The following is a 23,597-nucleotide window of genomic DNA, read 5'->3' as shown; positions in this document are numbered from 1 at the left end:
GCAGCCGGCCAACCGCACCTCACTCGGCGTGCGCGCCGGCGCCCGCGCCGGCCTCACCCTCGCCGATCCACACCGTCTTGGTGTTGCAGAACTCGCGCATGCCCAGCGCGGACAGCTCGCGGCCGTAACCGGAGTTCTTCACGCCGCCGAACGGCAGTTGTGGATAGGACGTGGTCATGCCGTTGACGAACACGTTGCCGGCGTCGAGGTCGACCGCGAAGCGCTCCTGCTCGGCCGGGTCGGTGGTCCAGGCGTTCGAGCCGAGGCCGAAGCTGGTGCCGTTGGCCACCTCGATCGCCTCGTCGTACGAGCCGACCCGGTAGAGGCCGGCGACCGGGCCGAACACCTCCTCGCCCCACATCCGCATCTCCGGCCGCAGGTCGGTGACCACGGTCGGCGGGTAGAACCACCCGTCCCCGGTCGGCTTCTCGCCGCCACAGAGCACGGTGGCGCCCTGCCGGACCGCGTCGGCCACCTGGTCGTGCACCTCGTCCCGGCCGCGTTCGCTGGCCAGCGGGCCGACGTCGGTGCCGTCGTCCATCGGGTCGCCGACCCGCAGCGCCGCCATCCGGGCGGCGAACTTCTCGGCGAACGCGTCGAAGACGTCGGTGTGCACGATGAACCGCTTGGCGGCGATGCAGGACTGGCCGTTGTTCTGGCAGCGGGCGGTGGTGGCCACCTCGGCGGCCTGGTCCAGGTCGGCCGAGGGCATCACCACGAACGGGTCGCTGCCGCCCAGTTCCAGCACGGTCTTCTTGAGTTCCCGGCCGGCGATCTGCGCGATGGAGCGGCCGGCCGGCTCGCTGCCGGTGAGCGTGGCGGCGCGGACCCGGGGGTCGCTGAGAATGCGGTCCACCGCGTCGGAGCCGACCAGCAGCGTGGTGAACGCGCCCTCGGGAAAACCGGCCCGGCGGAACAGGTCCTCCAGGTAGAGCGCGGTCTGCGGCACGTTCGAGGCGTGCTTGAGCAGGCCGGTGTTGCCGGCCATCAGGGCCGGGGCGGCGAAGCGCATCACCTGCCAGAGGGGAAAGTTCCACGGCATCACCGCCAGCACCGCGCCGATCGGCTGGTAGCGGACGTACGCCCGCTTCGCCTTGACCGCCGCGGCGTCGGCCGGCTCGTCGGCGAGCATCGCCGGCGCGTTGTCCGCGTAGAAGCGGCAGGCGGTGGCGCACTTGGTGACCTCCGCCTTCGCGGCGGCGTACGTCTTGCCCATCTCGGTGGTCATCAGCCGGGCGGTGGAGTCCCGCTCGGCGTCGAGCAGGTCGGCGGCGGCGGTGAGCCACCGGGCGCGCTGCGCGATGGTGGTGTCCCGCAACTGCCGGTACGCGAGGTCGGCCCGCTCGATCGCGGCGTCGACCTGCTCGTCCGACATCGCGTCGTACGTCTTGAGCACCTGTCCGGTGGCGGGATTGGTGGTGGCGATGGGCATGGCGACTCCTGTCACTCGAACAGCGAGTGCCGCACGCCCGGCTCCTCCCGGCGGCGGGCGGCGCGACGGCGCTGGATGACGACCAGATCGACCACGGCCACCACGGCGAGGATCGCGCAGACGACGCCCAGCCAGGCCAGGTCGGCGGCGAACGCGAACACCGCGAGGACGGTCATCACGACCACACCGAACAGGGCCAGCACGAGGCGCAGGTTCAGCGCGCTGTTCGCGTGTCCGACCGTGCCACGGGCGCGGCGGGGCTGTGATCGGGTCATCCTTCCCGGCTACCCCGGCTCGGCCGGGGTTAACCGGTGCGGCGGGCGCGACCGGTGATCCCGGCCACGGAGCGGGCACGCGCCGGATGCGACAGCGGGGTGAACGCGTTGGATCGGTCTGCCGGTTCCGGCGGAGATCCCGCGGCGGTGGAGAGGATGGCATGACCACGATGCAGGCGGTGCCCGTGACCGTCGCCGTCTCGCGGCGCGCCGACCCGGCGCGTACCGGGGAGATGGTGGCGTGGATGCGGGCCGGCACGGCGCTCGCGGAGAGCTTCCCGGGGTTCCTGGGCGCCGGCTTCGTCCGTAGCGCCCCGGGTTCCGCCGAGTGGCACGTGATGTACCGCTTCGCCGACTCGGACACGCTGCGTGGCTGGGAGGACTCCCCGCAGCGGCACTGGTGGCTCAGTTCCGCGCAGGGCATCGTCGAGCACACCCGGGTGGAACGCCGTACCGGCATCGAGGGCTGGTTCGACCGGCCGGTGGACCACGTGGTGGAGACCGTCGGGGCGGCCGAGCCGGCGGCCCCGACCGCGCCGCCGCGCTGGAAGCAGGCGGTCACCATCTGGCTGGCGTTCTTCCCGCTCAGCCTCACCGCCACGCTGCTGACCGCCCGGTTCGTCGCCGACGTGCCGCTGGCGGGGCGGACGCTGCTGATGACGCTCGTGCTGACCCCGCTGATGACCTACCTGGTGCTGCCGCGGATCACCCGGGCGCTGCACTGGTGGCTGCACGGCCAGCCGGCACCCTGGCGGCGCTGATCCCGCGAATGTGAACGACCGGTGTCAATGAAAGATGGGCGACAGACCTTCCGTACGGACGGCCGAGGCGCATAGGGTCGACGCGCCGCCTCGCGCCACCGGACGGGGGAACCCGCATGCCTCGACGCTGGATCGCCGCGCTCGCCTGCGTCGCGGCGCTTGTGGCGCTGGCCTGCGACGGCTCCGGCTCGGCGTCGCCCCGCCCGTCCGACACGCCCCGGCCCGGTGACCCCCGGGTGCTGACCGCGCTCGGCGACTCGGTCACCACCGGCTTCGGCTCCTGCCTGGTGCTGGTGAGCTGTGAACGCAACTCGTGGTCGAGCGGGGACAGCCTGCGGGTGGAGAGCGTCTACCGCCGGCTGCGCGCGGACGCGCCGGCGCTGCGGGCGTACAACCGGGCCGAGCCCGGCGCCCGCGCGGCCGGGCTCGCCGACCAGGCCCGGTCCGCGGTCCGCGACAAGGCGGACCTGGTCACCGTGCTGATCGGCGCGAACGACGTGTGCCGGGCCGGGGTCGACGCGATGACCCCGGTCGACACGTTCCGGGACCAGGTCGACGCGGCGCTGACGGTGGTGCGCAAGGGCCGGCCGAAGGCACGGGTGCTGGTGGTCAGCATCCCCGACCTCTACCGCCTCTGGCAGCTCGGGCACACCGAGTCGCGGGCCGTCCGAGCCTGGTCGCGCGGCGTCTGCCCGGCGCTGCTGGCCGACGCCACGTCGACCGCGCCGGCCGCGACGGCCCGCCGGGCCAAGGTCAAGGCCCGGATCGAGGCGTACGACGACGAACTGCGCGCCGCCTGCCGCGCGTACGGCTCACGCTGCCGCTGGGACGGCGGCGCGGTGCACCGCCACCGGTTCGGCCTGGACCAGGTCAACGCGCTGGACTGGTTCCACCCGAACGCGGCCGGCCAGGGCCGGCTGGCCGAGGTGGCCTGGAACGCCTCCGGCTGGGCCCGCGACTGAGACCGACCGACCCGGTCAGGGTTGGCGCGGGCCCGGGAGCTGCCGTGGGCCGGCCACCCGGTAGAGCGCGTGGGCCCGGTCGGCGAGTTCCTTGGTGGCCGACGAGTTGGCCCAGGTGCCGAGGATGATCGCGGCGCCGGGGACGACCTTGGCGAACATCCGCTTGGCGGCGCGGACCCCGGCCATCCGGGCCAGCCGCACGCCGAGCTGGAGCATCACCCGACCCAGCGCCCGGTTGCCGGCGGAGCCGAACAACGCGCCCGCGCGTTCCCGGCCGGCGGCCACGCCCAGCGCCAGCCGGGCGGTCTCGGCGGCCTTGTGCACCCGCTGGAGCACCAGCAGGTCGGTGGCCCGGTCGGAGTGTGTCGGGTCGACGCCGTAGGCGGCGGCCACGTGCAGCACCAGCCGGGCCTGGGTCCAGGCCAGCACGCCCACGTCGATCACCGCGCCCGGCAGCCCGGCGGCGCCGGAGACCGCACCGGAGAGCCGGGCGTGGTTGACGAACTTGCGGACCGCCTGGTCGGCCAGCTGCTCGGGCGGTGCGTCCGGCCGCTCCGCCCGCGCCCGGGCGGCCCACTGCGCGGCCTCGGGGCCGAGCCGGCGCACCGCCTCCAGCGCCAGGTGCTCCGGCGCGTACTGCGGGTCCTCCCGCATCCGGTCCCACAGCGTGGCCGGCGGCGCTTCGGGCGCCTCCACCGGCGGGACCGGGGCGGCGGGGACGGCGGTGGGCTCCCCGTCGACGGGGGCGGGGTCGGTCACGGGACGCTCCGGGGCTCGTACGGCGGGGGGTGGGCCGGTCAGCGACGGCGGGTCGACGACAGCCGGCTGGCGAGCTGCCGCAGCCGGGCCTGGTTCTCCGGCTTGGCGATCTCGCGCCGGCCCCGGTCGACCAACTGCTGACCACGCGGCGACCGCAGGAAGGTGGTGATCCGTTGCATCAGCGACATGGTGTCCTCCTGTTCGCGGTCCCCCTCATGTGTACCTGGAACCGGCAACCCCTTGGTACCCGGACCGGCCGTCCGGCAACCGTCCAGTTCGGTCAGCCGAGGACTTCCGCCACCACCTCGCCGGCCAGCCACTCGTGCTGCGCGTACGCGTCGGGGAACGCCGAGATCTGCACCGCCTGGGCGGCGACCGACAGCGGCAGGTCCTGCCAGCCGGGGATCTCCTCCAGCGCGGCGAGGAACGCCTGGGTGGCGTACTCCGGGTCCATCAGCTGGGCCACCGTGCCCCAGCCGCTGCTCGGCCGCTGCTGGAACAGCCCGACCGAGTCGTGGTCCCAGCCGACGGCCTGGTGCGGGTAGCTCTGCGACTCGGGCAGCACCCCGCTGGCGTAGTTGAGCAGCGTGCTCTCCTGCATCGCGGTGGCCACCGCGATGACCAGCCCTCGGCGCGGCACACCCATCTCCCGACCGGCCCGCACGATCTTCGTGGCGTTGTCCATCTGGGTGCGGTTCAGGCCGGCGACCGGGACGATCCGGCGTGGCTTCGGCTTCGGCTTCGCCTTCGGCGTGGACTTGACCTTCGGCTTCGGCGTCGCGGACAGGGACGGGGACGGGCTGGCGCTCGGGGTGGTCGGGGCGGTGCTCGGCCGGGCCAGGCCGCGGGAGGCCGCGTCCAACGCCGCACGCTCGGCCAACTCCACGGCGGGGGCGGGCTTCGCGGCGCGGTCCGGGGCGCCGAGGTCGAGCTGGCTGACGCCGACCAGGCCGAGGCAGCAGGCCGTGCCGGCGGCGACCACCAGCCGGGCGCGGGGGTTCAGCAGGGCCCGCAGGCGGGTACGCCGGGTAGCCGTCGAGGCAGTGGTTGTCCATTCGGTTGACGGGGTATCGTCCAAACGGTCAGCCGGGCGGCCGGGGCTGTTCGGGTCGTCGGGGGTGCCGTTGTCACGCATCCGACGAGGCTAGACAGGGCAAATAGGGATCACCCAGGCTCAACGAGTGGCCCTCGCCACACTTCGGGGGGACGCCGCGGGACATTCGCGTACGGGCCCGCCCAGCACGGTGCCGACCTCGCGGAACGGGCCAACCGCCGGTCCGCCGCGCAGCCGGTCGGCCCGGGCAGGAAGCACGCGGCCGGCGGCGGACCGGCCGATGATCGACTAACTCGTCCGTTCGGGCGATCCGCCATGGGCCGCCGGACCGAGCCGTGGCCGAATTGTGATCACGCTCCGGGCGGTCGACGGGTCCGTAACGGAATGGACCACTCCCCCCGGTACGTTTGCCGAATCGGGGACGCGTTCGCGCGACGCCCCCCGTACGCGGCGACAGGGAGGACCCACCGGTGCTCGACCCACACGAGCTCTACGAACTCACCGACGAGCTGCCCGACGACCTCGGCCAGCCGGTGCTGATCCAGGCGCTCACCGGCTTCGTCGACGCCGGCAGCGCCACCCGGCTGGCCCGGGAACAGCTGCTCACCTCCCTGGACGCCCGCACCATCGCCCGCTTCGACATCGACCAGATGTTCGACTACCGGTCCCGCCGACCGGTGATGACCTTCGTCGAGGACCACTGGGCCGACTACGACGCCCCGGAAGTCGAGCTGCACCTGCTGCACGACGACGACGAGACGCCGTTCCTCCTGCTCACCGGCCCCGAGCCGGACCTCCAGTGGGAGCGGTTCGTGGCCGCCGTCGCCGGGCTGTCCGCCCGCCTCGACGTCCGGCTCACCGTCGGGCTCAACTCGATCCCGATGGCGGTGCCGCACACCCGGCCCAGCGGCGTCACCGCGCACGCCACCCGGCCGGAGCTGATCGCCGGGCACGAGCCCTGGCTCCAGAAGGTGCAGGTGCCGGCCAGCGTCGGGCACCTGCTGGAGTACCGGCTCGGCGAGCAGGGACGCGACGCGCTGGGCTTCGCCGCGCACGTGCCGCACTACGTCGCCCAGACCGAGTACCCGGCCGCCGCCGAGGCGCTGCTCGCCGCCGTGTCCAAGGGCACCGGCCTGCTGCTGCCGCGCGACGGCCTGCGCACCGCGGCCGAGGCGATCCGGGTGGAGATCGACCGCCAGGTGGCCCAGACCGACGAGGCGGCCACGCTGGTCCAGGCGCTGGAGGAGCAGTACGACGCGTTCGCCCGGGGTCGCGGCGAGAAGAGCCTGCTCGCCACCGAGACCGGCCCGCTGCCCAGCGCCGACGAACTCGGCGCCGAGCTGGAACGCTTCCTCGCCGAGCAGACCCGCCCGGGCGACACCCCGGAACGCTGACCGGGCGGAGCGGGCCGGAATGCGGCAGGCTGGAGTCATGCGCCTGGCGACCTGGAACGTCAACTCGGTGAAGGCCCGCCTGCCCCGGCTGCTCGACTGGCTGGGCACCACGAAGCCCGACGTGCTCTGTCTCCAGGAGACGAAGTGCCCGGACGGGGCGTTCCCGGTCGCCGAGGTGGGCGCGCTGGGTTACGAGGTGGCCAGCCACAGCGACGGACGGTGGAACGGCGTGGCCGTGCTGTCCCGGGTCGGGCTGGCCGACGTGGCGGTCGGTTTCCCCGGCGAGCCCGGGTTCCCCGCGCCGGAGGCGAGGGCCATCGCCGCCACCTGCGACGGGGTGCGGGTCTGGTCGGTGTACGTGCCGAACGGCCGCACCCTTGACGACCCGCACTACGCGTACAAACTGGCCTGGTTCGCGGCGCTGCGCGACGCGCTGGAGCCGGAGGTGGCCGCGGCCCGGCCGCTCGCCGTCTGCGGTGACTTCAACGTCGCGCCGACCGACGCCGACGTCTGGGACCCGGCGCTGTTCGCCACCTCCACCCACGTCACGCCGGCCGAGCGGGCCGCGCTGGCCGCGCTGCGCGACCTGGGGCTCAGCGACGTGGTGCCCACCCCGATGAAGGGCCCGCACCCCTACACGTACTGGGACTACCGGGCCGGCATGTTCCACCAGAACAAGGGCATGCGGATCGACCTGGTGTACGCCACCGCGCCGTTCGCCCGCGCGGTCCGCTCCGCGTACGTGGACCGGGAGGCCCGCAAGGGCAAGGGCCCCTCCGACCATGCCCCGATCGTGGTCGACGCCGACCTGACGCCCGCCGTCGAGGCGTTCTGAGTCGCCGTAGGCTGGACGGCATGGCAGTCGTGAAGATCAACGCGATCGACGTCCCGCCCGGTGCCGGCGAGGAACTGGAGAAGCGGTTCGCCGCCCGGGCCGGCGCGGTGGAGAACTCCCCCGGGTTCCTCGGCTTCGAGCTGCTCCGCCCGGTCGCCGGCGAGACCCGCTACTTCGTCTACACGAGGTGGGAGACGGAGGAGGCGTACCAGGCGTGGGCGCAGGGCTCGTCCCGGGCCGCGCACGCCACCCCCGAGGGCGCCGAACCGCGCAAGCCGGTGGCCACCGGCGCCACCCTCCTGGAGTTCGAGGTGGCCCTCCAGGTCCCCCACACCCCCTGACCTCCGCCCCGCCCCGCCCCGCCCCGCCCGACCCGGTGATCATGAGGTTGGCGGCACTCGGCGTCCGCTATGTCGCCGCCAACTTCATGATCACCAGCTGATCCCAGCTTCGGTCCCGCGCTCCGCTCGGCGTAAAGGTCAACGCGATCGACTGGTGTCAGCGCTTGGACTCCATTCTCGTGAAGACACCGACGAACTCCGTGATCGCCCAGTCCAATTGAGCACAGCTGAAGAAGTCGACGCAGCTCATGCACCCTGGTCTCCGCGGCGTTGTGCTGGCCGCCGGAAGTGGGCGTCAAGCGTCCGCCTGACCTCGAACAGCTTGCGGAACGTCGAGCCTTCATCAGGGTCATCCATCGGCATCGCGAAACCACCCTCCCCACGCGAGCATGACCAGGCCCCACCTGGGAGGCAGAGTCCATGCGTCGTGCTCCCCCAGGTGGGCAGGCGAGGCAGGAACCCAGGAGTTTGCCGAAACCAGGGAACCCGACTCAGCCAGCAACCTATTCCAACTTGTAGGAGTAAGCAACCAATGGCGCTCGGTGAATCAGGAAACTTGCTGGTGCCGGTTCGGCCGTGATCAAATTGGCCTGCCGAAGCCAGGGAACCAACGGAGATCACCTCATGCCGACGGAGAGAGTCGACTACCGGCGCATAGCGAACGAGATCACGGAGAAGATCAAATCCGGGGAGCTTGCTCCCGGCGCCAAGTTGCCCTCGACCCGCGAGCTGGCCGATTCTTACGGCGTGCACATCTCCACGATCAACCGAGTCACCACCATTCTCAAAGATCGTGGCGTTGTGGTGGGACACCCCGGGAAGGGTGTCTACGTCGCTGGGTCCGAGTAAGCACGTCGCCGACTCGTATGCCTCCTCTCAGCATCCGGAAGATCCCGACCACTGCTCAGGATCGCCAGAGATCTTGGTAGGAACTGGCCCCCACCGGGGCCGTTTCGTTCCAAGATCTCGTGAGGGTAGCCCGGTCAGGGGGTGCGGGTGGCGAAGACGATCACGTTGTCCTCGTAGCCGGTGCGACCGCCGAGCCACGTGCCGCCGCAGGTGATCAGGCGCAGCTCGGCCGGGCCGGAGTCGCCGTAGACCCGGCCGGCGGGCAGTTTCGCCTTGTCGAAGTACTCCACGCTGTCGACGGTGAACGACACCACGGTGCGGTCCGTGCGGGTCACTCGGATCAGCGCGCCTGGCTTGAGTTCGCGGAGCCGGTAGAACACCGCCGGCCCGCTCTTGCTGTCGACGTGACCGACGATGATCGCCCGCCCCGGCTCCCCCGGCACCGCGCCCCGGTTGTACCAGCCGGTCTGGTCGGTCTCGGTAAGCGGCGGCACGTCCACCGACCCGTCCCGCGCCTGACCGACCGGGGTGACCGGCGCGTCGACCTTGATGGCCGGCACGGACAGGCGGACCGGCCGGCCCACCGGTTTCCGGGCCGGTGTGGTGGCCGGCGCGGGCGCGGCCACGCTCGACCCGGCCGACGCCTCGGCCCAGTCGAACGGCCCGGCGGTGCGACCGAGCCCGGCCCCGACGGCGAACACGCCGACCAGCACCAGCACCACAGCCAGCGGCTTCGACCAAGGGCTCCGGCCCCGGTCCCGCCTCGGCGAAGAGCCCAGCGGCGGACCGGACGGAGACCCACCGCCAGTAGGCGGATCGACCGGCCAGGAGCGCACGGGGGGCGGCCCGGCCGGAGGCGGGTTCCACGGCCCCGAGCCGCCCGGAGGCGCGGTGGCCGACCGGGAGCCGGTGGCCGGCGCGGCGGAACGGAAGCCGCCGGAGTGGGACGGCGCGGTGCCGGATCGCGGCGGGGCGGCGGGCGGGGGCAGCGCGAGGAACGGCCAGCCGGAGCGCCGGGAACCGGCGGGCGGCGGGGCGGCGTGGTCGGCCATGGCGGGCCTCAGCGCCCGGCGGCGTGCCGACGGGAGGCGGCTACGCCGAAACCGGCGCCGACCATGGTCAGCGCCAACCCGATCGGCACCAGCAGGCCGCCGAGGCCGGGGCCGGCGGTGCCGCCGAAGCCGGTCGCCGGGCCGCGGCTGGGGAAGTGGCTGGGCGGGTGACTCGGCGGCCGGGTGGGCTGGGCCCGCTTGACGACCTGGAGCATGGTGGACGCGGTCTCCCCGCTCGGGCACTCCAGTTTGACCCGGTAGTTGCCGGGTCGGGTGCGCTCGTTGACCATCGGCGAGGCGGTGAGCAGGCCGCGCTGCGGCTGCACCTGGATCTTGCCGAAGGCGTCGGAGGCCACGATCGCGGGCACCGAATTGTCCCGGCAACTGGCCCGGATGCCGACCAGGAAACCCGGCTCGACCGTGCCCGGGGTGACCTCCACGAAGATCACATCACCGGCGGGCTGCTCGGGCACCGGTTCGGCCCGGGCGGGCACGGCGTCGAGCAGCGGGAAGGCGCACGCGCCGACCGCGACCAGCAGCGCCGCGCGTCCCCTGACTGACCCCATGAACCCTCCCGGCGTACGGGAATGAATCCTCTCACCCCCGGCCGCACCTCACATCCGAACGGCCGCGTCGGTCGCGTAGGCTCGGGTCGCTGTGACCACCACCGACGTCTCCACCGCCCGCATCCGCACCTTCCATCCGCGTCGCGGCCGGATGAGTGACCGGCAGCGCGACGCGTTGACCCGGCTCTGGCCCGCGTACGGCCTGGAGATCGCCGCCCTCGACGGGCCGTGCGATCCGGCGGCGCTGTTCGGACGGCGGGCGCCGCTGGTGCTGGAGATCGGCTCCGGCATGGGCGACGCCACCGCCGCGATGGCGGCGGCCGACCCGAGCCGACACTATCTGGCGGTCGAGGTGCACACGCCGGGAATCGCCAACCTGCTGGACCTGGTGGAACGGCACCGGCTGGAGAACGTGCGGGTCGCCGAGGGCGACGCGTTGGACCTGGTCCGGGCCATGCCCGAGGGGTGCCTGGACGCGGTGCACGTCTACTTCCCGGACCCGTGGCCGAAGACCCGGCACCACAAGCGCCGGATCATCGCGCCGGCGCACGTGGCGCTGCTGCGGTCCCGGCTGGCGCCGGGCGGCACGCTGCACTGCGCCACCGACTGGGCCGAGTACGCCGAGTCGATGCGGGCGACGCTGACCGCCGATCCGGAGCTGGTCGACGTGCACGGTGGCTACGCTCCCCGCCCGGCGCACCGACCGGTGACCAAGTTCGAGCGGCGCGCGCTGACCGCCGGCCGGGACGTCTTCGACCTGATCCACCGGCGGCGCTGAAGCCGAGGTTCTTAAGCCGGGACGCTGAAGCCGGCCGGGAACCCCCGCGCTGAACCCGGTTGGCGCGGCATGGCACCGCCCAGGCACGATGGGAGCCGCCATGACTCTCACCGCCGCGCTGCCGAAGACCGCCGACCCCGACACGCTCTACGACGCGTTCGCCTCCTGGGCGTCCGAGCGCGGTCTCGACCTCTACCCCCACCAGGAGGAGGCGGTCATCGAGATCGTCTCCGGCGCGAACCTGATCATGAATACGCCGACCGGCTCAGGCAAGAGCCTGGTGGCGATCGCGGCGCACTTCGCGGCCCTCGCCGGCGACCGGACGACGTTCTACACCGCGCCGATCAAGGCGCTGGTGTCGGAGAAGTTCTTCGCGCTCTGCGAGGTCTTCGGCGCGGAGAACGTCGGCATGCTCACCGGCGACGCCAGCGTCAACGCCGACGCCCCGATCATCTGCTGCACCGCGGAGATCCTGGCCAACCTGGCGCTGCGGGAGGGCCGCCGCGCCGACGTCGGCCAGGTGATCATGGACGAGTTCCACTTCTACGCCGAGCCGGACCGGGGCTGGGCCTGGCAGGTGCCGATCATCGAGCTGCCGCAGGCCCAGTTCGTGCTGATGTCGGCCACGCTCGGCGACACCACCCGCTTCGTCGACGACCTGACCCGGCGCACCGGCCGGCCAACCGCCGTCGTCCGCTCGGCCGAGCGACCGGTCCCGCTCCTCTTCTCGTACGCGACCACGCCGCTGCACGAGACGCTCGAAGAGCTGCTGGAGACCAGGCAGGCCCCGGTGTACGTGGTGCACTTCACCCAGGCCGCCGCGCTGGAACGCGCCCAGGCGCTGATGAGCGTGAACGTCTGCACCCGCGCCGAGAAGGACATGATCGCCACCGCGATCGGCAACTTCCGGTTCACCTCCGGCTTCGGCAAGACGCTGTCCCGGCTGGTCCGGCACGGCATCGGCGTGCACCACGCCGGCATGCTCCCGAAGTACCGCCGCCTGGTGGAGACGCTCGCCCAGGCCGGCCTGCTCAAGGTCATCTGCGGTACGGACACGCTCGGCGTCGGCATCAACGTGCCGATCCGCACCGTGCTCTTCACCGGCCTCAGCAAGTACGACGGCATCCGCACCCGGCTGCTCAAGGCCCGCGAGTTCCACCAGATCGCCGGCCGGGCCGGACGGGCCGGCTTCGACACCATCGGCCGGGTGGTGGTGCAGGCGCCCGAGCACGTGATCGAGAACGAGAAGGCGCTCGCCAAGGCCGGCGACGACCCGAAGAAGCGCCGCAAGGTGGTGAAGAAGAAGCCGCCGGAGGGCTCCATCGGCTGGGGTGAGCCGACGTTCCAGCGTCTGGTCGAGGCCGAGCCGGAGCCGCTCACCTCCAGCTTCCAGGTCAGCCACTCGATGCTGCTCAACGTGATCGGCCGCCCCGGGGACGCGTTCGCCTCGATGCGGCACCTGCTCACCGACAACCACGAGGACCCGGCCGCCCAGCGGCGGCACATCCGCCGGGCCATCGCCATCTACCGGGCGTTGCGCGCCGGCGGCGTGGTCGAGGAGCTGCCCGAGCCGGACGAGCAGGGCCGCCGGGTACGCCTCACCGTCGACCTCCAGCTCGACTTCGCGCTCAACCAGCCGCTGTCGCCGCTCGCGCTGGCCACCATCGAGCTGCTCGACCGGGAGTCCCCTGCGTACGCGCTGGACGTGCTCAGCGTGATCGAGGCGATCCTGGACAACCCGCGGCAGATCCTCTCCGCGCAGCAGTTCAAGGCCCGCGGCGAGGCGGTCGCCGCGATGAAGGCCGAAGGCATCGAGTACGAGGCCCGCCTGGAACTGCTCGACGAGGTGACCTGGCCCAAGCCGCTCGCCGAGCTGCTGGCGGGCGCGTACGAGATGTACCGGCAGGGCCACCCGTGGGTCGCCGACCACGAACTGGCCCCGAAGTCCGTGGTCCGGGACATGTACGAGCGGGCCATGACGTTCCCGGAGTACGTCCAGTTCTACGGGCTGTCCCGCTCCGAGGGGCTGGTGCTGCGCTACCTCGCGGACGCGTACAAGACGTTGCGGCAGACCGTGCCGGAGGACGCCAAGACCGAGGAGCTGGTCGACCTCATCGAGTGGCTGGGCGAGCTGGTCCGCCAGGTCGACTCCAGTCTGATCGACGAGTGGGAGCGGCTGCGCAACCCGTCCGACGTGGTCGAGGTGGCCGCCTCGCTGGACGACCGGCCGCCGGCGGTGACCCGTAACGCGCGGGCGTTCCGGGTGCTGGTGCGCAACGCGCTGTTCCGTCGCGTCGAGCTGGCCGCGTTGCGCCGCTGGGACCTGCTCGCCGAGCTGGACGCCGGGGACGGCTGGCACGCGGACGCGTGGGCCGACGCGCTGGAGCCGTACTTCGAGGCGTACGACTCGATCGGGGTGGGGCCGGACGCGCGCGGGCCGGCGCTGCTGATGATCGAGCAGGGCCGGGAGCGGTGGACCGTACGCCAGATCCTGGACGACCCCGACGGCGACCACGACTGGGGCATCAGCGCGGAGGTCGACCTGGCCGCCTCGGACGAGGTGGGCGCGGCGGTGGTCCGCGTCACCGACGTCGGCCAGCTCTGACCCGACCCGGCCGAAGGAGCCGGCCGGCCGTCAGGGCCACCTCGGCGCCGGTCCAGCGTTTCCGGAACATCCGGTCGTGCGAGACCACCACCACCGCGCCCGGATACTCGGCCAACGCCTGCTCCAGTTGCTCGACCAGCGCCGGCGACAGGTGGTTGGTGGGCTCGTCGAGCAGCAGCACGTCGGCCTCGCCGGCCAGCAGGCGGGCCAGCGCCAGGCGGCGGCGTTGCCCGACGGACAGCGCGCCGACCGGCTTGCCGAAGTCGGCGGCGCGGAACAGGCCCAGCGACGCCAACCGCTCGGCCTGCTCCTCCCGGCTGCCGGCGCGGCCGGACGCGAACGCCGAGAGCAGGTCGCGCGATGGCACGCTGAACGTGCTCTCCTGCGGCAGGTACCCGAGACGCCCCCGGCGCTCCACCGACCCCTCGTCCGGGGTCAGCACACCGGCCAGCACGTCGAGCAGGGTCGACTTGCCGGCGCCGTTCGGCCCGGTGACCACCACCTGCTCACCGGCGCCGACGGTCAGCGCAGGCACCCGGAGCCGGCCGGCGACCCGCACGCGGTGCGCCGCGAGCACGGTGCCCTCCCGGACCGCCGCGTCCAGCGGCGCGTGCAGGCGCAGCGGCTCCGGTGGCCGGGGCACCGGCTCGGCGCGCAACCGGTCGAGCCGTTCGGCCGCGCTGCGTACCCGGGTGGAGATCGACGCCTGGACCCGGCGGCCGTCGCCGTGGTACTTGCACTTGTTGTGGTCCGTGATGGCCCGGCCGGGCGCCACCCGGTACGCCGTCGTCGCCGCCCACCCGGTCCAGTGCGCGATCTCGGCGGTCCACGCCGCGTAGGACTGCTCCCACCGTTGCCGCGCCGCCCGCTTCTCGGCGAGGTAACCGGCGTACCCGTCGCCGTGGCGCACCACCGTGGCCCGGTCCCCGTCGACCTCCAGGATGGTGGTGGCCACCCGCCGCAGCAGCAGCCGGTCGTGGGTCACCACCACGAGCGTGCCCCGATGCCGGCGCAGCCGGTCCTCCAGCCAGGCCAGCGCCGCCTCGTCGAGGTGGTTGGTGGGCTCGTCGAGCAGCAGCAACTCCGGCTCCGCCGACAGCACCCCGGCCAGCGCGAGCCGCGCCCGCTGCCCACCGGAGAGCGTGCCGAGCGCACGCTCCGGCGCCAGCTCGCCGATCCCGAGGGTGGACATCGCCGCCCGTACCCGCGCGTCGGCCCGGTATCCGTCGCGCAGTTCGAAGGCGGTCGACAGTTCCCCGTACGCGGTGAGCAGCCCGTCCTCGCCGGCGCTCAGGGCCTGCTCCGCCTCGGTGATCCGGCGCTGAAGGTCGCGCAGGTCGGCGAGCGCCGCGTCGACCGCGTCCCCGACCGTGGCCGCGTCCGGCAGGTCGAGGACCTGGCCGAGATGGCCGATCCCGCCGTCGGCGGTGACCACGACCTCGCCCTCGTCCGGTGCTTCCTGCCCGGCCAGCAGCCGCAGGAGGGTGGACTTCCCGGCGCCGTTCTCACCGACCACGGCGGCCCGTTCGCCGTCGCGGACCGTGCCGGACACCGCGTCCAGCACCTGGCCGTGGGCGTACGCCTTGCTCACCGCGCGCAGCGCGAGCTGGGTGGACATGGGACTCCTTCCCGGTGATCAGGTCCGACGCGCCCGTCGAGCAGGGCCGGTTCGGGGACGTCTCCGGCGTCGGCGCAGCCACCGGTCGTGGGAGGGCGACGACGACACCGTCGCCCGCACACGGGCATGCGAAGCAACAGACACCGTGGACACGCGAACACCAGTGGTCGGATCGAAAGGGATCGACTGCCCGCCCGGGCTCAACGGCCGCAGGACATGGGGGGCGGGCTGGGTGCGCGTCAGTAGATCACGCCGTCATGTTTACACGAACCGGACGAACCGACAACCCGTTTGCCGGCGGTCTGCCGGCGTCGACAGGCCGGCCGCGACGGGGCGTGCCGCCACCGCGGGCGTTCTGCGCCATCCGCGTACGCGGGCACCTCCAGACCCTGGGCGATGTCACACCCGTCGATTAGAATGTATGTACTAAACGAGCTTTTGACCTGGGAGGATGCTCGTGACTGCGCCCACCTCAGCCGCCCCTCTCACCCCCTACGCCACCCTTCTCGGCTTCACCCGCTACGTCGACCGGACCGGCCCCACCAAGGCGACGTTCGTCGGCGGCCTGCGCCGGCAGCGGGCGAGCCGGCACGGCTTCAACCCGCACGGGCAGTTCGTCAAGGCGCTCAAGGCCGACGTCGCGTTCCACACCGGCGGCACCCACCTGGCCCAGGTCGCCGACGTGGTCAAGCCACGCTGGCGCCCGCTCTACGAGGCGCTCGTGCCGGGCGCGACGCGCTGGCTGCACTCGCTCGGCGAGCCGACCGGCGTCGACCTGGCCCAGACCCGGGATGCGCTGGCGATGCTGGGCGACCTCCCCGTGAAGATCAACCCACAGTTCGGCGTACGTTTCGCCGACGGCCGGGCCGAGGCGATCCGGCTGCACTTCGACGAGGCGCCGCCGAGCGAGGAGGCGACGCTTGCCACGCTGCACCTGATGGCCCGGCACATGGACGCGGTGCTGCCGCACGCCGAGCCGGTGCTGGTCGACGTGCGGCGCGGCGAGGCGCACCGCATGCCGGCCGACGCCAAGCCCGAGCGGATCGAGCAGTGGCTGGCCGGCGAGGCCGCCGCGTTCCGCGCCATCTGGTCCACCGCCGCCTGACCCTCCCCCGCCCCCGCCCCTCCCCCTCCCCCGCCCCGCCAGCGCACTGATTCACGGAAAGAGTGGCTATTCGACGTCGAATAGCCACTCTTTCCGTGAAAGCGCAAGGCGGCGGGGAGGGTTGTCCACAGGGGGTTTCGGCGGGGTGGGGGAGGCGGGAGGGTTGGGGGGTGGTTCGTCCTCCTCGTCGGCCGGCCGAACTCGTCGGCAAGATGTTCTTCGCGCGGGAAGTGGTTCATCTCGGACTGCTCACCAGGAACGACCTACGCAGCAGCGCCTGGCGGCAGTTGTTCCACAACGTCTACGCCGATGCGCGACTGGAGATCTCGCACGTCATGCGCGCCCGGGCGGCCGCGTCGTGGCTGTTCCCTCCGGGCTGCGCCATCGCCGGCCGTTCGGCGGTCGCTCTGCTCGGCGGACCCCAGCCCCGTCCCGACGAACCCGTCGAGGTGCTGGTGGAGCCGTCGGCCCGCTTCGGACCGGTGGCCGGCCTGCGCATCCACGTGGCGAACTGGCGGGAGGGTGAGGTGTTCCGGGTCGACCGGGCGCCGGTCACCACACCGGTCCGCACCTGCTGGGACCTCGCCTGCTGGCTGGACGTCGTGGAGGCGGTGGCGCACATCGACGCGCTGCTCCGTCGGGGCGTCACCGATCACGCCGAGCTGACGGCGTACCAGCGACGACGCGGTGCGGAACGCGGCGTCCGCCGGTTCGCCGAGGCGTTGCAGCTCGTCGACGGCGGCGCGGAGTCGTTACCCGAGTCCCGGCTGCGAGTTCGACTGATCCGTGCCGGCCTCCCCCGACCGGTGACCCAGCACGTCATCTCGCGGCAGGGACGGTTCGTGGCGAGGGTCGACCTCGCGTGGCCCGACCGCAAGGTGGCCGTCGAGTACGACGGGCTCTGGCACCACGACGCCGAACAGTTCCACCGGGACCGCCGCCGCCTGAATCAGATCCTGGGCGACGACTGGCTCGTCCTGCACGTCACCGCGAAACGCATGGCCGAGGACTTCGACGGCGTGCTCACCGAAATCCGTACCGCCCTGGCCACCCGCCGCCCCCGGTGACCGCACGGCCGCCGCGCTTTCACGGAAAGAGTGGCTGTCCGGCGTCGAACAGCCACTCTTTCCGTGAATCAGCGCCCCCGAAAGGGGTGGGGGTGGGGGTCAGGCGGGGAGGTGCTTTTCGAGGTCGTCGAGGATCTTGTTGGCGGCGGTGACGCCGATGCCGGTCATCCACGTCTCGTCGGAGACCACGTGCGCCTTGCCCGCCTTGACCGCGGACAGGCCCTGCCAGAGGCTCCCGGCGGTGACCTTCGCCTGCTCGGCGGCGGCCTTCTCGCCGTACGCGGTCACGAACACCACGTCGCCGTCGACCTCGTTCACCCGCTCGGCGCTGACCAGGTCGAACCGCTTGTCCTCCTTGCCGTCCAGGCGCTGCCGCTCGGGGCGGCCCAGGCCGGTGTCACCGACCACGATGCCGGAGAACGAGTCCGGCCCGTACACCCGGATGTTGCCCGGGATGAAGCGCACGATGGAAACCTTCCGCGCGCCCGGGTCGCCGAGCTTCGCGCCGACGTCCTTCGCCCGCTTCTCGTACGTGGCCAGCAGGTCCTTGGCCTCCTGCTCCTTGCCGAGCGCCCGGCCGTCGAGGAGGAAGTTCTCCTTCCAGGTCACGCCCACCTTCTCGGTGAACACGGTGGGCGCGATGGCGGACAGCTCGTCGTAGAACTTCTCCTGGCGGAACTTGCTGCCCAGGATCAGGTCCGGCTTGAGCGCGTTGATCGCCTCCAGGTCCGGCTCGGTGAGCACGCCGACCTCGGTGATGCCGGTGAGCTTCTCCGCGCCGAAGTAGGTGGGCCAGCTCTTCGCCTCGCCGGCGGTGGCCGCGCCGACCGGCGTGACGCCCAGCGACAGCGCGGTGTCGATCTTGTCGGTGTCGAGCACCACCACGCGCTTCGGCGCGGCCGGCACCTTGGTGGCGCCCATCGCGTGGGTGATCTCCCGGGTCTCCCCGGTGCCGGCGTCGGCGACGGGGTCGCTCTCCCCGCAGGCGGTGAGGCCGACGCCGAGGGCGAGAGCGGTGGTGAGTACGGCGGCGAGGCGACGCATCAGGTTCCTTTCCGTGGTGCGGGTGCGGTCGGCACGCTCAGGCGTCGCCGACGGGGGCGCCGGCCGGGGCCGGCGTGCCGGCCGGAGCGGCCGAGGTCTGGGTGCGGCCGGCCGGAACGTCCGGGGTCCGGACAGGGGCGGCCGACGTGCCGCCCGGAGCGACCGAGGGCCGGGTGCGGGCGGCCGGGGTGTGGGTGCGGGCGGGCACCACCAGCGGGGCGCCGGTGACCGGGCAGGGCACGACCACGCAGTCGAGCCCGAACACGTCGCGGACCAGGTCGGCGGTGAGGATCTCGCGCGGCGGGCCGACCGCGACCACCGCGCCGTCGCGCATGGCGACCAGGTGGTCGGCGTACCGGGCGGCCTGGTTGAGGTCGTGCAGCACGGCCACCACGGTCCGGCCCCGTTCGGCGCGCAGCCGGTGCAGCAGGTCCAGCACCTCCACCTGGTGGGCCAGGTCCAGGAACGTGGTGGGCTCGTCCAGCAGCAGCGCGTCGGTGTCCTGGGCGAGCGTCATGGCGATCCACACCCGTTGGCGCTGCCCGCCGGAGAGCGTGTCCACCGGGCGGTCGGCGAGCGCGGTCACGTCGGCCAGCCGCATCGCCTCGTCGACGGCCCGCCCGTCCTCGGTCGACCACTGCCGCCACCAACGCTGGTAGGGCTGCCGGCCGCGCCCGACCAGGTCCGCCACGGTGATCCCCTCGGGCACCAGCGGGCTCTGCGGCAGCACGCCGAGCCGCCGCGCCACGTCCCGGGTGGGCAGGTCGCGGATCTGCGTACCGTCGAGCAGCACCGCGCCGCGGCGCGGGGTGAGCAGCCGGGCCATGGTGCGCAGCAGCGTCGACTTGCCGCAGGCGTTCGGGCCGACGATCACGGTGAACGCGTCGGCCGGCAGGTCGAGTTCCAGCCCGTCCAGCACGGTCCGGCCCTCGTAGCCGACGACCAGGTCGCGGGTGGACAGCAGCGCGGTCACGACCGCCTCCCTCGGGTACGCAGCAGCACGAAGATGAGGTACGGGCCGCCGATGGCCGCGGTCAGCACACCGGCCGGCAACTGGGTGGGCGCGAACAGGCGCCGGCCGGCCAGGTCGGCGAGTACCAGCAACAGCGCGCCCAGCAGCGCGGCGCAGAGCATCGGCGGCCGTTCCGCGCGGACCAGCCGGCGGGCCACCTGCGGCGCGACGAGCGCCACGAAGTCCACGGCGCCGACCTGGGCGGTGACCGCGGCGGCGGCCAGCACGCCGGTGCCGGCCAGGCCGATCCGCCGGGCCACCGGGCGCAGCCCGATCCCCCGCGCGGTGTCGTCGTCCAGGGCGGAGCCGCGCAGCGCCCAGCCGGCCCAGAGCAGCACCGGCAGCAGCACGGCGAGCGTGCCGGCGATCCAGGCCGCCTCGGTCCATCCCTTGCCGGCCAGCGTGCCGATCAGCCAGAGCTGGGCGCGTAGGCCGTCGATCGGGTCGGCGGTGAGCATCACCACCTCGATGAGCGCCCGGAACGCGAACGCCACCGCCACGCCGGCCAGCACGAACCGCTGGGCGGCCAGGCCGTGCCGCGCGCCGAGCGCGAACACCAGCACCGCCGCGGCCAGGCCGCCGAGCAGTGCCGCCGGGGCCACCAGGACGGCCGCCGCCCCGCTGGTCAGCGCCACCGTGGCGGCCAGCCCGGCGCCCTGCGTGACGCCGATGACGTCGGGGCTGGCCAGCGGGTTGCGGGCGACGCTCTGGATCAGCGTGCCGGCCACCCCGAAGGCCGCCCCGGCCAGCGCCGCGAGCACCGCGCGGGGCAGTCGCAGGTCACGCACCACGAGGTCGTACGGCGTGCCCGCCCCGGACAACGACCGCAGCACGTCACCCGGTGCCACGTACGGCGTCCCGAGCGAGAGGCTGACCACCATCGCCCCGAGAAGCAGTCCCAGAAGCACCCCCGCCACGACCACCGCCCGCCACCGGAACGGCATCGCCACCGGCCCCACGCGCAGCAGCGCCTTCCCGGCCAGCGCCCCACCCGGCCCTCGGCGATCTTGCGGTTGCGGCCCGTCCGGCGCGGCACTTGTCCGCTTTGCCGGGGCAGCAACTGCAAGATCGCGGGGGGTGGGGGTGGGGGTGGGGGTGGTCATGAGGTGACGACCTTGGCGCGGCGGACCAGGATGGCTAGCAGGGGGGCGCCGAGGAGGGCGGTGATGATGCCGGCGGGGATCTCGCCGGGTGGGGCGACCAGTCGGCCGGCCACGTCGGCGGCCAGCACCAGCGCGGGGCCGAGCAGCGCGGCGACCAGCAGCGTCCAGCGGTGGTCGGCGCCGACCAGGGCCCGGGCCAGGTGCGGCACGGCCAGCCCGACGAACGCGATCGGGCCGGCGGCGGCCACCGCGGCACCGGTGAGCAGCACCCCACCACCGCCGGCGGCCAGCCGGACCAGGGCCACCCGGTGCCCCAGCCCGCGGGCGACGTCGTCGCCGAGGGCGAGCGCGTCCAGGCCCCGGGCGGCCAGCGCGGCCAGCAGCACGCCGGCCAGCACGAACGGGAGCACCTGCCCGGCGACGCCCACGTCCCGGCCGGTGAGCCCGCCGACCACCCAGAAGCGGTACTCCTCGAACGTGCGGGCGTCGATGCTGAGCAGCGCGTACACGATGGCGCCGAGACCGGCGTCGAGCGCGGCGCCGACCAGCGCGAGCGTGACCGGGCTGGCGCCGTCGCGGGTGCGGTTGGCGATGGCGAACACCAGCAGCCCGGCGAGCAGCGCGCCGGCGATGCCGAACCAGACGTAGCCGGCCAGCGTGCCGACCCCGAACACGGCGATGGCCAGCACCACGCCGAAGGACGCGCCGGCGCTGACGCCGAGGATGCGCGGCTCGGCGAGCGGGTTGCGGGTGACGGCCTGGAACAGCACCCCGGCCAGCGCGAGCGCGAGCCCGACGACCAGCCCGAGGGCGGTACGCGGCACCCGCAGCTCGCGGACCACGGTGGTGGCGTCGCCGTCGTCCGGCGCCACCAGCGCGTGCCACACCTGGTCGACCGGCAGGTGGCGGCTGCCGAGCGCCAGGCTGGCCAGCAGCGCGGCGACGAGCAGGAGCGCCGCCGCGAACGTGACCGCGACGCGGCGGGACGCGCCGGGGCGGGCGGGGGCGTCGGCCCGGGCGGGCCGGACGGCGACGGTGGTCACGGGGGTGTTCGCCTTCCGATTAGGTACGCCTTACCTTAACTGACCAGGTAAGGCACGCCTAACTCGGCGTTGTCGATGGGCTTGCGCCTCCACCGGGGGGAGGCGGCAGGGTGGGCGACATGGACGGTGGAGAGCGCTACTCGATCGGCGACCTGGCCCGGCGGACAGGCGTGCCGGTGAAGACCATCCGGTTCTGGTCCGACCGGGGGATCGTGCCGGCGACCGACCGGGGCCCGACCGGTCACCGCCGCTACGGTCCCGAGGCGGCGGCCCGGATCGACCTGGTGCGGACGCTGCGCGAGCTGGGCGTCGACCTGGCCACGGTGCGCCGGGTGGTGGCCCTGGAGGTCACCCTGCCCGAGGCCGCCGCGACGCACGCGGACGCCCTGGCCGCGCAGATCCGCGTGCTGCGGTCGCGTCGCGCGGTGCTGACCATGATCGCCCGACGGGGATCCACCCCGGCCCAGGCCGACCTGCTGCGTCGGCTGGCCGGGCTGGCCGAGCGGGAACGCCGGCGGCTCGTCGACGAGTTCCTCGACGCCACCTTCACCGGCCTGACCGATCCCGGTTTCGTGGGTGTCCGCCGCTCGCTCACCCCGGAACTGCCCGCCGACGCGGACGACGCCCGGTGGGAAGCCTGGGTGGAGCTGGCCGAGCTGGCGCTGGACCCGGGCTTCCGGGCCGCCCTGCGCCGGCTGGCCGAGTTGCACGCGGCCGACCGCGCGGGCATCGAGGGCGTACGCCGGGACGCGGTCGCCGTGGTCCGGGAGGAGGCGGCCCCGGCGCTGGCCGCGGGCGTGGACCCGGCCTCGCCCCGGGCCGACGCGGCCCTGGACCGGGCGACGGCCCGTTACGCCCGGCTCTGCGGCCGGCCGGACGACGCGGACCTGCGGCGGCGGCTGCTGGACCGGCTGGAGGCTGCCCACGACCCTCGACGGGAGCGGTACGAGCACCTGCTCTCGGTGGTGAACGGGTGGCCGCCGGCCGAGAGCCTGGCGCCGGTGCTGGACTGGGCGATCCGGGCACTGCGCGCCCGAGCGGGCGACGGCTGACGCGGCGGCCCTACTCCGCGCCCATCACCAGTCCTTCGATGGTGTGCTTCTGGCGGATCGGGACGAGCGTGTCCACCACCGGGCAGCGCAGGTGGTCGCGGACCAGGTCGGGCAGCGCGTCCCGGTAGGGGCGGGTGACGGCCAGGTCGTGGTGGGCCGCGTTGCCCGCGCCCGGGGCGTCGACGCCGAGCACCAGCACCGGGCGGGCCCGGTCGCTGACGTTCGGCGTGCCCCGGTGGACGGTGAGCGCGGAGCGCGCCGAGAGGTCGCCGCGCTTCGGGTACTTGCGCACCGCGCGGGCCTCGTAGCGCGGGTACCGGTCCTTCGGCGGGAACATCTCGTGGTCGAACGCGCGGCCGTCGTCCCACTGGGTGCCCGGGGCGATCTCGAACGGGCCCATCTCCTCGACCGTGTCGACGGTGGTGAGGTTGAACGCCAGCGAGGTGAGCCGGCGGCGCAGCCGCGTCTCCTCGGGCATCGGGAAGTCGCGGTGCCAGGGCTGCGTCTTCGCGCCGGGGAACGGGATGTCGAAGCCCAGCTCGACGATCTCGTACTCCGGGCCGAGCACGGCCCGGCACACCGAGACCACCCAGGGGTGGGTGACCAGGTCGACGAAGCCGCGTAGCTGCTCGGGGTGGATCTCGACGTACCAGCGCTCGGGGCCGCGGCCGACCGCGCCGTCGGGCCGGGACCGGGCCTCGGCGAACGCGGCCTCGACGTCCTCGCCGACCCGCCTCACCCAGTCCACCTCGAAGGCGCCCCGGCAGGCGGTGATGCCGTCGCGGTACAGGTCGCCGAGCGCCTCGACAGGGGTCTCGTCGTCGGGCGCGGAACAGGGCGTCATCGGGCCTCCTGAGGACGGGACCCGAGTATTACCACGTTGGAAAGCG

At 73.5% G+C, this 23,597-nt stretch carries 24 protein-coding genes; 11 read left to right on the top strand and 13 right to left on the bottom strand.

Annotated elements, in window-relative coordinates; genetic code table 11:
* Window positions 1-19: 19 nt before the first annotated feature.
* Together OG767_RS12070 and OG767_RS12065 are read right to left on the bottom strand one after the other, a co-directional pair.
* The gene (locus OG767_RS12070; RefSeq protein WP_405093482.1) at window positions 20-1,432 is read right to left on the bottom strand and encodes an NADP-dependent succinic semialdehyde dehydrogenase; all 1,413 of its coding nucleotides are present in this window, start codon (window positions 1,430-1,432) and stop codon (window positions 20-22) included.
* Window positions 1,433-1,443: 11 nt separating this feature from the next.
* A complete protein-coding gene (locus OG767_RS12065) occupies window positions 1,444-1,707 on the bottom strand; it encodes a DUF6343 family protein (RefSeq protein WP_107160622.1) in 264 nt (87 codons plus the stop codon).
* A gap of 161 nt (window positions 1,708-1,868) precedes the next feature.
* Here OG767_RS12065 and OG767_RS12060 point away from each other — a divergent pair, with 161 nt between their 5' ends.
* Entirely contained in the window at window positions 1,869-2,468 is a 600-nt protein-coding gene (locus OG767_RS12060) for an antibiotic biosynthesis monooxygenase (protein WP_405093481.1), read from the top strand.
* Window positions 2,469-2,584: 116 nt separating this feature from the next.
* Window positions 2,585-3,430 carry a GDSL-type esterase/lipase family protein gene (locus OG767_RS12055; RefSeq protein ID WP_405093480.1) on the top strand — a complete coding sequence of 282 codons (846 nt, stop codon included), beginning with the start codon at window positions 2,585-2,587 and terminating at the stop codon, window positions 3,428-3,430.
* Window positions 3,431-3,445: 15 nt separating this feature from the next.
* Here the strand turns inward: OG767_RS12055 and OG767_RS12050 are convergent, their stop codons facing one another.
* The 3 genes from OG767_RS12050 to OG767_RS12040 all read right to left on the bottom strand — a co-directional run bounded on the left by OG767_RS12050 (window position 3,446) and on the right by OG767_RS12040 (window position 5,324).
* Entirely contained in the window at window positions 3,446-4,189 is a 744-nt protein-coding gene (locus OG767_RS12050; RefSeq protein WP_405093479.1) for an EcsC family protein, read from the bottom strand.
* Between the two features lie 38 nt (window positions 4,190-4,227).
* Window positions 4,228-4,377 (bottom strand): hypothetical protein, encoded by a 150-nt coding sequence (locus OG767_RS12045; protein ID WP_199199904.1) that lies wholly within the window; start codon window positions 4,375-4,377, stop codon window positions 4,228-4,230.
* Between the two features lie 92 nt (window positions 4,378-4,469).
* Window positions 4,470-5,324, bottom strand: coding sequence for a peptidase M23 (locus OG767_RS12040; RefSeq protein WP_405093478.1), 855 nt, complete (start codon window positions 5,322-5,324; stop codon window positions 4,470-4,472).
* Between the two features lie 389 nt (window positions 5,325-5,713).
* Here OG767_RS12040 and OG767_RS12035 point away from each other — a divergent pair, with 389 nt between their 5' ends.
* From OG767_RS12035 to OG767_RS12020, 4 genes are all read left to right on the top strand, one after another.
* Window positions 5,714-6,637 carry a proteasome assembly chaperone family protein gene (locus OG767_RS12035; protein ID WP_281939447.1) on the top strand — a complete coding sequence of 308 codons (924 nt, stop codon included), beginning with the start codon at window positions 5,714-5,716 and terminating at the stop codon, window positions 6,635-6,637.
* A gap of 37 nt (window positions 6,638-6,674) precedes the next feature.
* Complete coding sequence (locus OG767_RS12030) at window positions 6,675-7,472, top strand: exodeoxyribonuclease III (RefSeq protein WP_405093477.1); 798 nt, start codon at window positions 6,675-6,677, stop codon at window positions 7,470-7,472.
* A 20-nt stretch (window positions 7,473-7,492) separates the two neighbouring features.
* Window positions 7,493-7,813 carry an antibiotic biosynthesis monooxygenase family protein gene (locus OG767_RS12025; protein WP_396770830.1) on the top strand — a complete coding sequence of 107 codons (321 nt, stop codon included), beginning with the start codon at window positions 7,493-7,495 and terminating at the stop codon, window positions 7,811-7,813.
* A gap of 624 nt (window positions 7,814-8,437) precedes the next feature.
* Window positions 8,438-8,662, top strand: a complete 225-nt coding sequence (locus tag OG767_RS12020) for a GntR family transcriptional regulator (protein ID WP_405093476.1) — start codon at window positions 8,438-8,440, stop codon at window positions 8,660-8,662.
* A gap of 134 nt (window positions 8,663-8,796) precedes the next feature.
* On the opposite strand, the gene OG767_RS12015 is transcribed toward OG767_RS12020, so the two are convergent.
* Both OG767_RS12015 and OG767_RS12010 read right to left on the bottom strand, forming a co-directional pair.
* Complete coding sequence (locus OG767_RS12015) at window positions 8,797-9,441, bottom strand: class F sortase (protein WP_405094201.1); 645 nt, start codon at window positions 9,439-9,441, stop codon at window positions 8,797-8,799.
* A gap of 281 nt (window positions 9,442-9,722) precedes the next feature.
* Window positions 9,723-10,280: a hypothetical protein gene (locus OG767_RS12010; RefSeq protein ID WP_405093475.1), complete on the bottom strand. Its 558-nt coding sequence runs from the start codon at window positions 10,278-10,280 to the stop codon at window positions 9,723-9,725.
* Window positions 10,281-10,431: 151 nt separating this feature from the next.
* Between OG767_RS12010 and trmB the strand changes: the two genes are divergently transcribed.
* Both trmB and OG767_RS12000 read left to right on the top strand, forming a co-directional pair.
* Window positions 10,432-11,058: a tRNA (guanosine(46)-N7)-methyltransferase TrmB gene (gene trmB, locus OG767_RS12005; protein WP_405094200.1), complete on the top strand. Its 627-nt coding sequence runs from the start codon at window positions 10,432-10,434 to the stop codon at window positions 11,056-11,058.
* 100 nt (window positions 11,059-11,158) lie between these two features.
* A complete protein-coding gene (locus tag OG767_RS12000) occupies window positions 11,159-13,663 on the top strand; it encodes a DEAD/DEAH box helicase (protein ID WP_405093474.1) in 2,505 nt (834 codons plus the stop codon).
* Here OG767_RS12000 and abc-f read toward each other — a convergent pair.
* Window positions 13,641-15,281 carry a ribosomal protection-like ABC-F family protein gene (abc-f, locus tag OG767_RS11995; protein ID WP_405093473.1) on the bottom strand — a complete coding sequence of 547 codons (1,641 nt, stop codon included), beginning with the start codon at window positions 15,279-15,281 and terminating at the stop codon, window positions 13,641-13,643. The two genes, OG767_RS12000 and abc-f, sit on opposite strands and share 23 nt — an antisense overlap.
* Window positions 15,282-15,738: 457 nt before the next feature.
* Here abc-f and OG767_RS11990 point away from each other — a divergent pair, with 457 nt between their 5' ends.
* A complete protein-coding gene (locus OG767_RS11990; protein WP_107160752.1) occupies window positions 15,739-16,386 on the top strand; it encodes a hypothetical protein in 648 nt (215 codons plus the stop codon).
* Window positions 16,387-16,556: 170 nt separating this feature from the next.
* Window positions 16,557-17,453, top strand: coding sequence for an endonuclease domain-containing protein (locus OG767_RS11985; RefSeq protein ID WP_405093472.1), 897 nt, complete (start codon window positions 16,557-16,559; stop codon window positions 17,451-17,453).
* 99 nt (window positions 17,454-17,552) lie between these two features.
* On the opposite strand, the gene OG767_RS11980 is transcribed toward OG767_RS11985, so the two are convergent.
* From OG767_RS11980 to OG767_RS11965, 4 genes are read right to left on the bottom strand one after another with little or no spacing between them, the layout of a single operon-like run.
* The gene (locus OG767_RS11980) at window positions 17,553-18,497 is read right to left on the bottom strand and encodes an ABC transporter substrate-binding protein (RefSeq protein WP_281939437.1); all 945 of its coding nucleotides are present in this window, start codon (window positions 18,495-18,497) and stop codon (window positions 17,553-17,555) included.
* A gap of 37 nt (window positions 18,498-18,534) precedes the next feature.
* The gene (locus tag OG767_RS11975) at window positions 18,535-19,470 is read right to left on the bottom strand and encodes an ABC transporter ATP-binding protein (RefSeq protein WP_405093471.1); all 936 of its coding nucleotides are present in this window, start codon (window positions 19,468-19,470) and stop codon (window positions 18,535-18,537) included.
* The gene (locus tag OG767_RS11970) at window positions 19,467-20,612 is read right to left on the bottom strand and encodes a FecCD family ABC transporter permease (protein ID WP_405093470.1); all 1,146 of its coding nucleotides are present in this window, start codon (window positions 20,610-20,612) and stop codon (window positions 19,467-19,469) included. The genes OG767_RS11975 and OG767_RS11970 overlap by 4 nt, the downstream gene beginning before the upstream one ends.
* The gene (locus OG767_RS11965; protein ID WP_405093469.1) at window positions 20,609-21,655 is read right to left on the bottom strand and encodes a FecCD family ABC transporter permease; all 1,047 of its coding nucleotides are present in this window, start codon (window positions 21,653-21,655) and stop codon (window positions 20,609-20,611) included. Before OG767_RS11965 ends, OG767_RS11970 begins: the two co-directional genes overlap by 4 nt.
* 119 nt (window positions 21,656-21,774) lie before the next feature.
* On the opposite strand from OG767_RS11965, the gene OG767_RS11960 reads away from it, so the two are divergent.
* Window positions 21,775-22,707, top strand: a complete 933-nt coding sequence (locus tag OG767_RS11960; RefSeq protein WP_405093468.1) for a MerR family transcriptional regulator — start codon at window positions 21,775-21,777, stop codon at window positions 22,705-22,707.
* 10 nt (window positions 22,708-22,717) lie between these two features.
* Here the strand turns inward: OG767_RS11960 and OG767_RS11955 are convergent, their stop codons facing one another.
* Window positions 22,718-23,551 (bottom strand): phytanoyl-CoA dioxygenase family protein, encoded by an 834-nt coding sequence (locus OG767_RS11955; protein WP_405093467.1) that lies wholly within the window; start codon window positions 23,549-23,551, stop codon window positions 22,718-22,720.
* Window positions 23,552-23,597 lie beyond the last annotated feature (46 nt).

The sequence above is a fragment of the Micromonospora sp. NBC_01392 genome, from assembly GCF_045040125.1.
In the GTDB taxonomy this organism is placed as follows: domain Bacteria; phylum Actinomycetota; class Actinomycetes; order Mycobacteriales; family Micromonosporaceae; genus Micromonospora.
The sequence above is the reverse complement of the archived record's forward strand: the minus strand, read 5'-3'. Positions and strand labels throughout refer to the sequence as shown.

Coding starts and splice junctions, on each gene's coding strand:
- OG767_RS12070 (WP_405093482.1), bottom strand. CDS start 1,432: ATGCCCATCGCCACCACCAATCCCGCCACCGGACAGGTGCTCAAGACG.
- OG767_RS12065 (WP_107160622.1), bottom strand. CDS start 1,707: ATGACCCGATCACAGCCCCGCCGCGCCCGTGGCACGGTCGGACACGCG.
- OG767_RS12060 (WP_405093481.1), top strand. CDS start 1,869: ATGACCACGATGCAGGCGGTGCCCGTGACCGTCGCCGTCTCGCGGCGC.
- OG767_RS12055 (WP_405093480.1), top strand. CDS start 2,585: ATGCCTCGACGCTGGATCGCCGCGCTCGCCTGCGTCGCGGCGCTTGTG.
- OG767_RS12045 (WP_199199904.1), bottom strand. CDS start 4,377: ATGTCGCTGATGCAACGGATCACCACCTTCCTGCGGTCGCCGCGTGGT.
- OG767_RS12040 (WP_405093478.1), bottom strand. CDS start 5,324: ATGCGTGACAACGGCACCCCCGACGACCCGAACAGCCCCGGCCGCCCG.
- OG767_RS12030 (WP_405093477.1), top strand. CDS start 6,675: ATGCGCCTGGCGACCTGGAACGTCAACTCGGTGAAGGCCCGCCTGCCC.
- OG767_RS12025 (WP_396770830.1), top strand. CDS start 7,493: ATGGCAGTCGTGAAGATCAACGCGATCGACGTCCCGCCCGGTGCCGGC.
- OG767_RS12020 (WP_405093476.1), top strand. CDS start 8,438: ATGCCGACGGAGAGAGTCGACTACCGGCGCATAGCGAACGAGATCACG.
- OG767_RS12010 (WP_405093475.1), bottom strand. CDS start 10,280: ATGGGGTCAGTCAGGGGACGCGCGGCGCTGCTGGTCGCGGTCGGCGCG.
- trmB (WP_405094200.1), top strand. CDS start 10,432: ATGAGTGACCGGCAGCGCGACGCGTTGACCCGGCTCTGGCCCGCGTAC.
- OG767_RS12000 (WP_405093474.1), top strand. CDS start 11,159: ATGACTCTCACCGCCGCGCTGCCGAAGACCGCCGACCCCGACACGCTC.
- abc-f (WP_405093473.1), bottom strand. CDS start 15,281: ATGTCCACCCAGCTCGCGCTGCGCGCGGTGAGCAAGGCGTACGCCCAC.
- OG767_RS11980 (WP_281939437.1), bottom strand. CDS start 18,497: ATGCGTCGCCTCGCCGCCGTACTCACCACCGCTCTCGCCCTCGGCGTC.
- OG767_RS11970 (WP_405093470.1), bottom strand. CDS start 20,612: ATGACCACCCCCACCCCCACCCCCACCCCCCGCGATCTTGCAGTTGCT.
- OG767_RS11960 (WP_405093468.1), top strand. CDS start 21,775: ATGGACGGTGGAGAGCGCTACTCGATCGGCGACCTGGCCCGGCGGACA.
- OG767_RS11955 (WP_405093467.1), bottom strand. CDS start 23,551: ATGACGCCCTGTTCCGCGCCCGACGACGAGACCCCTGTCGAGGCGCTC.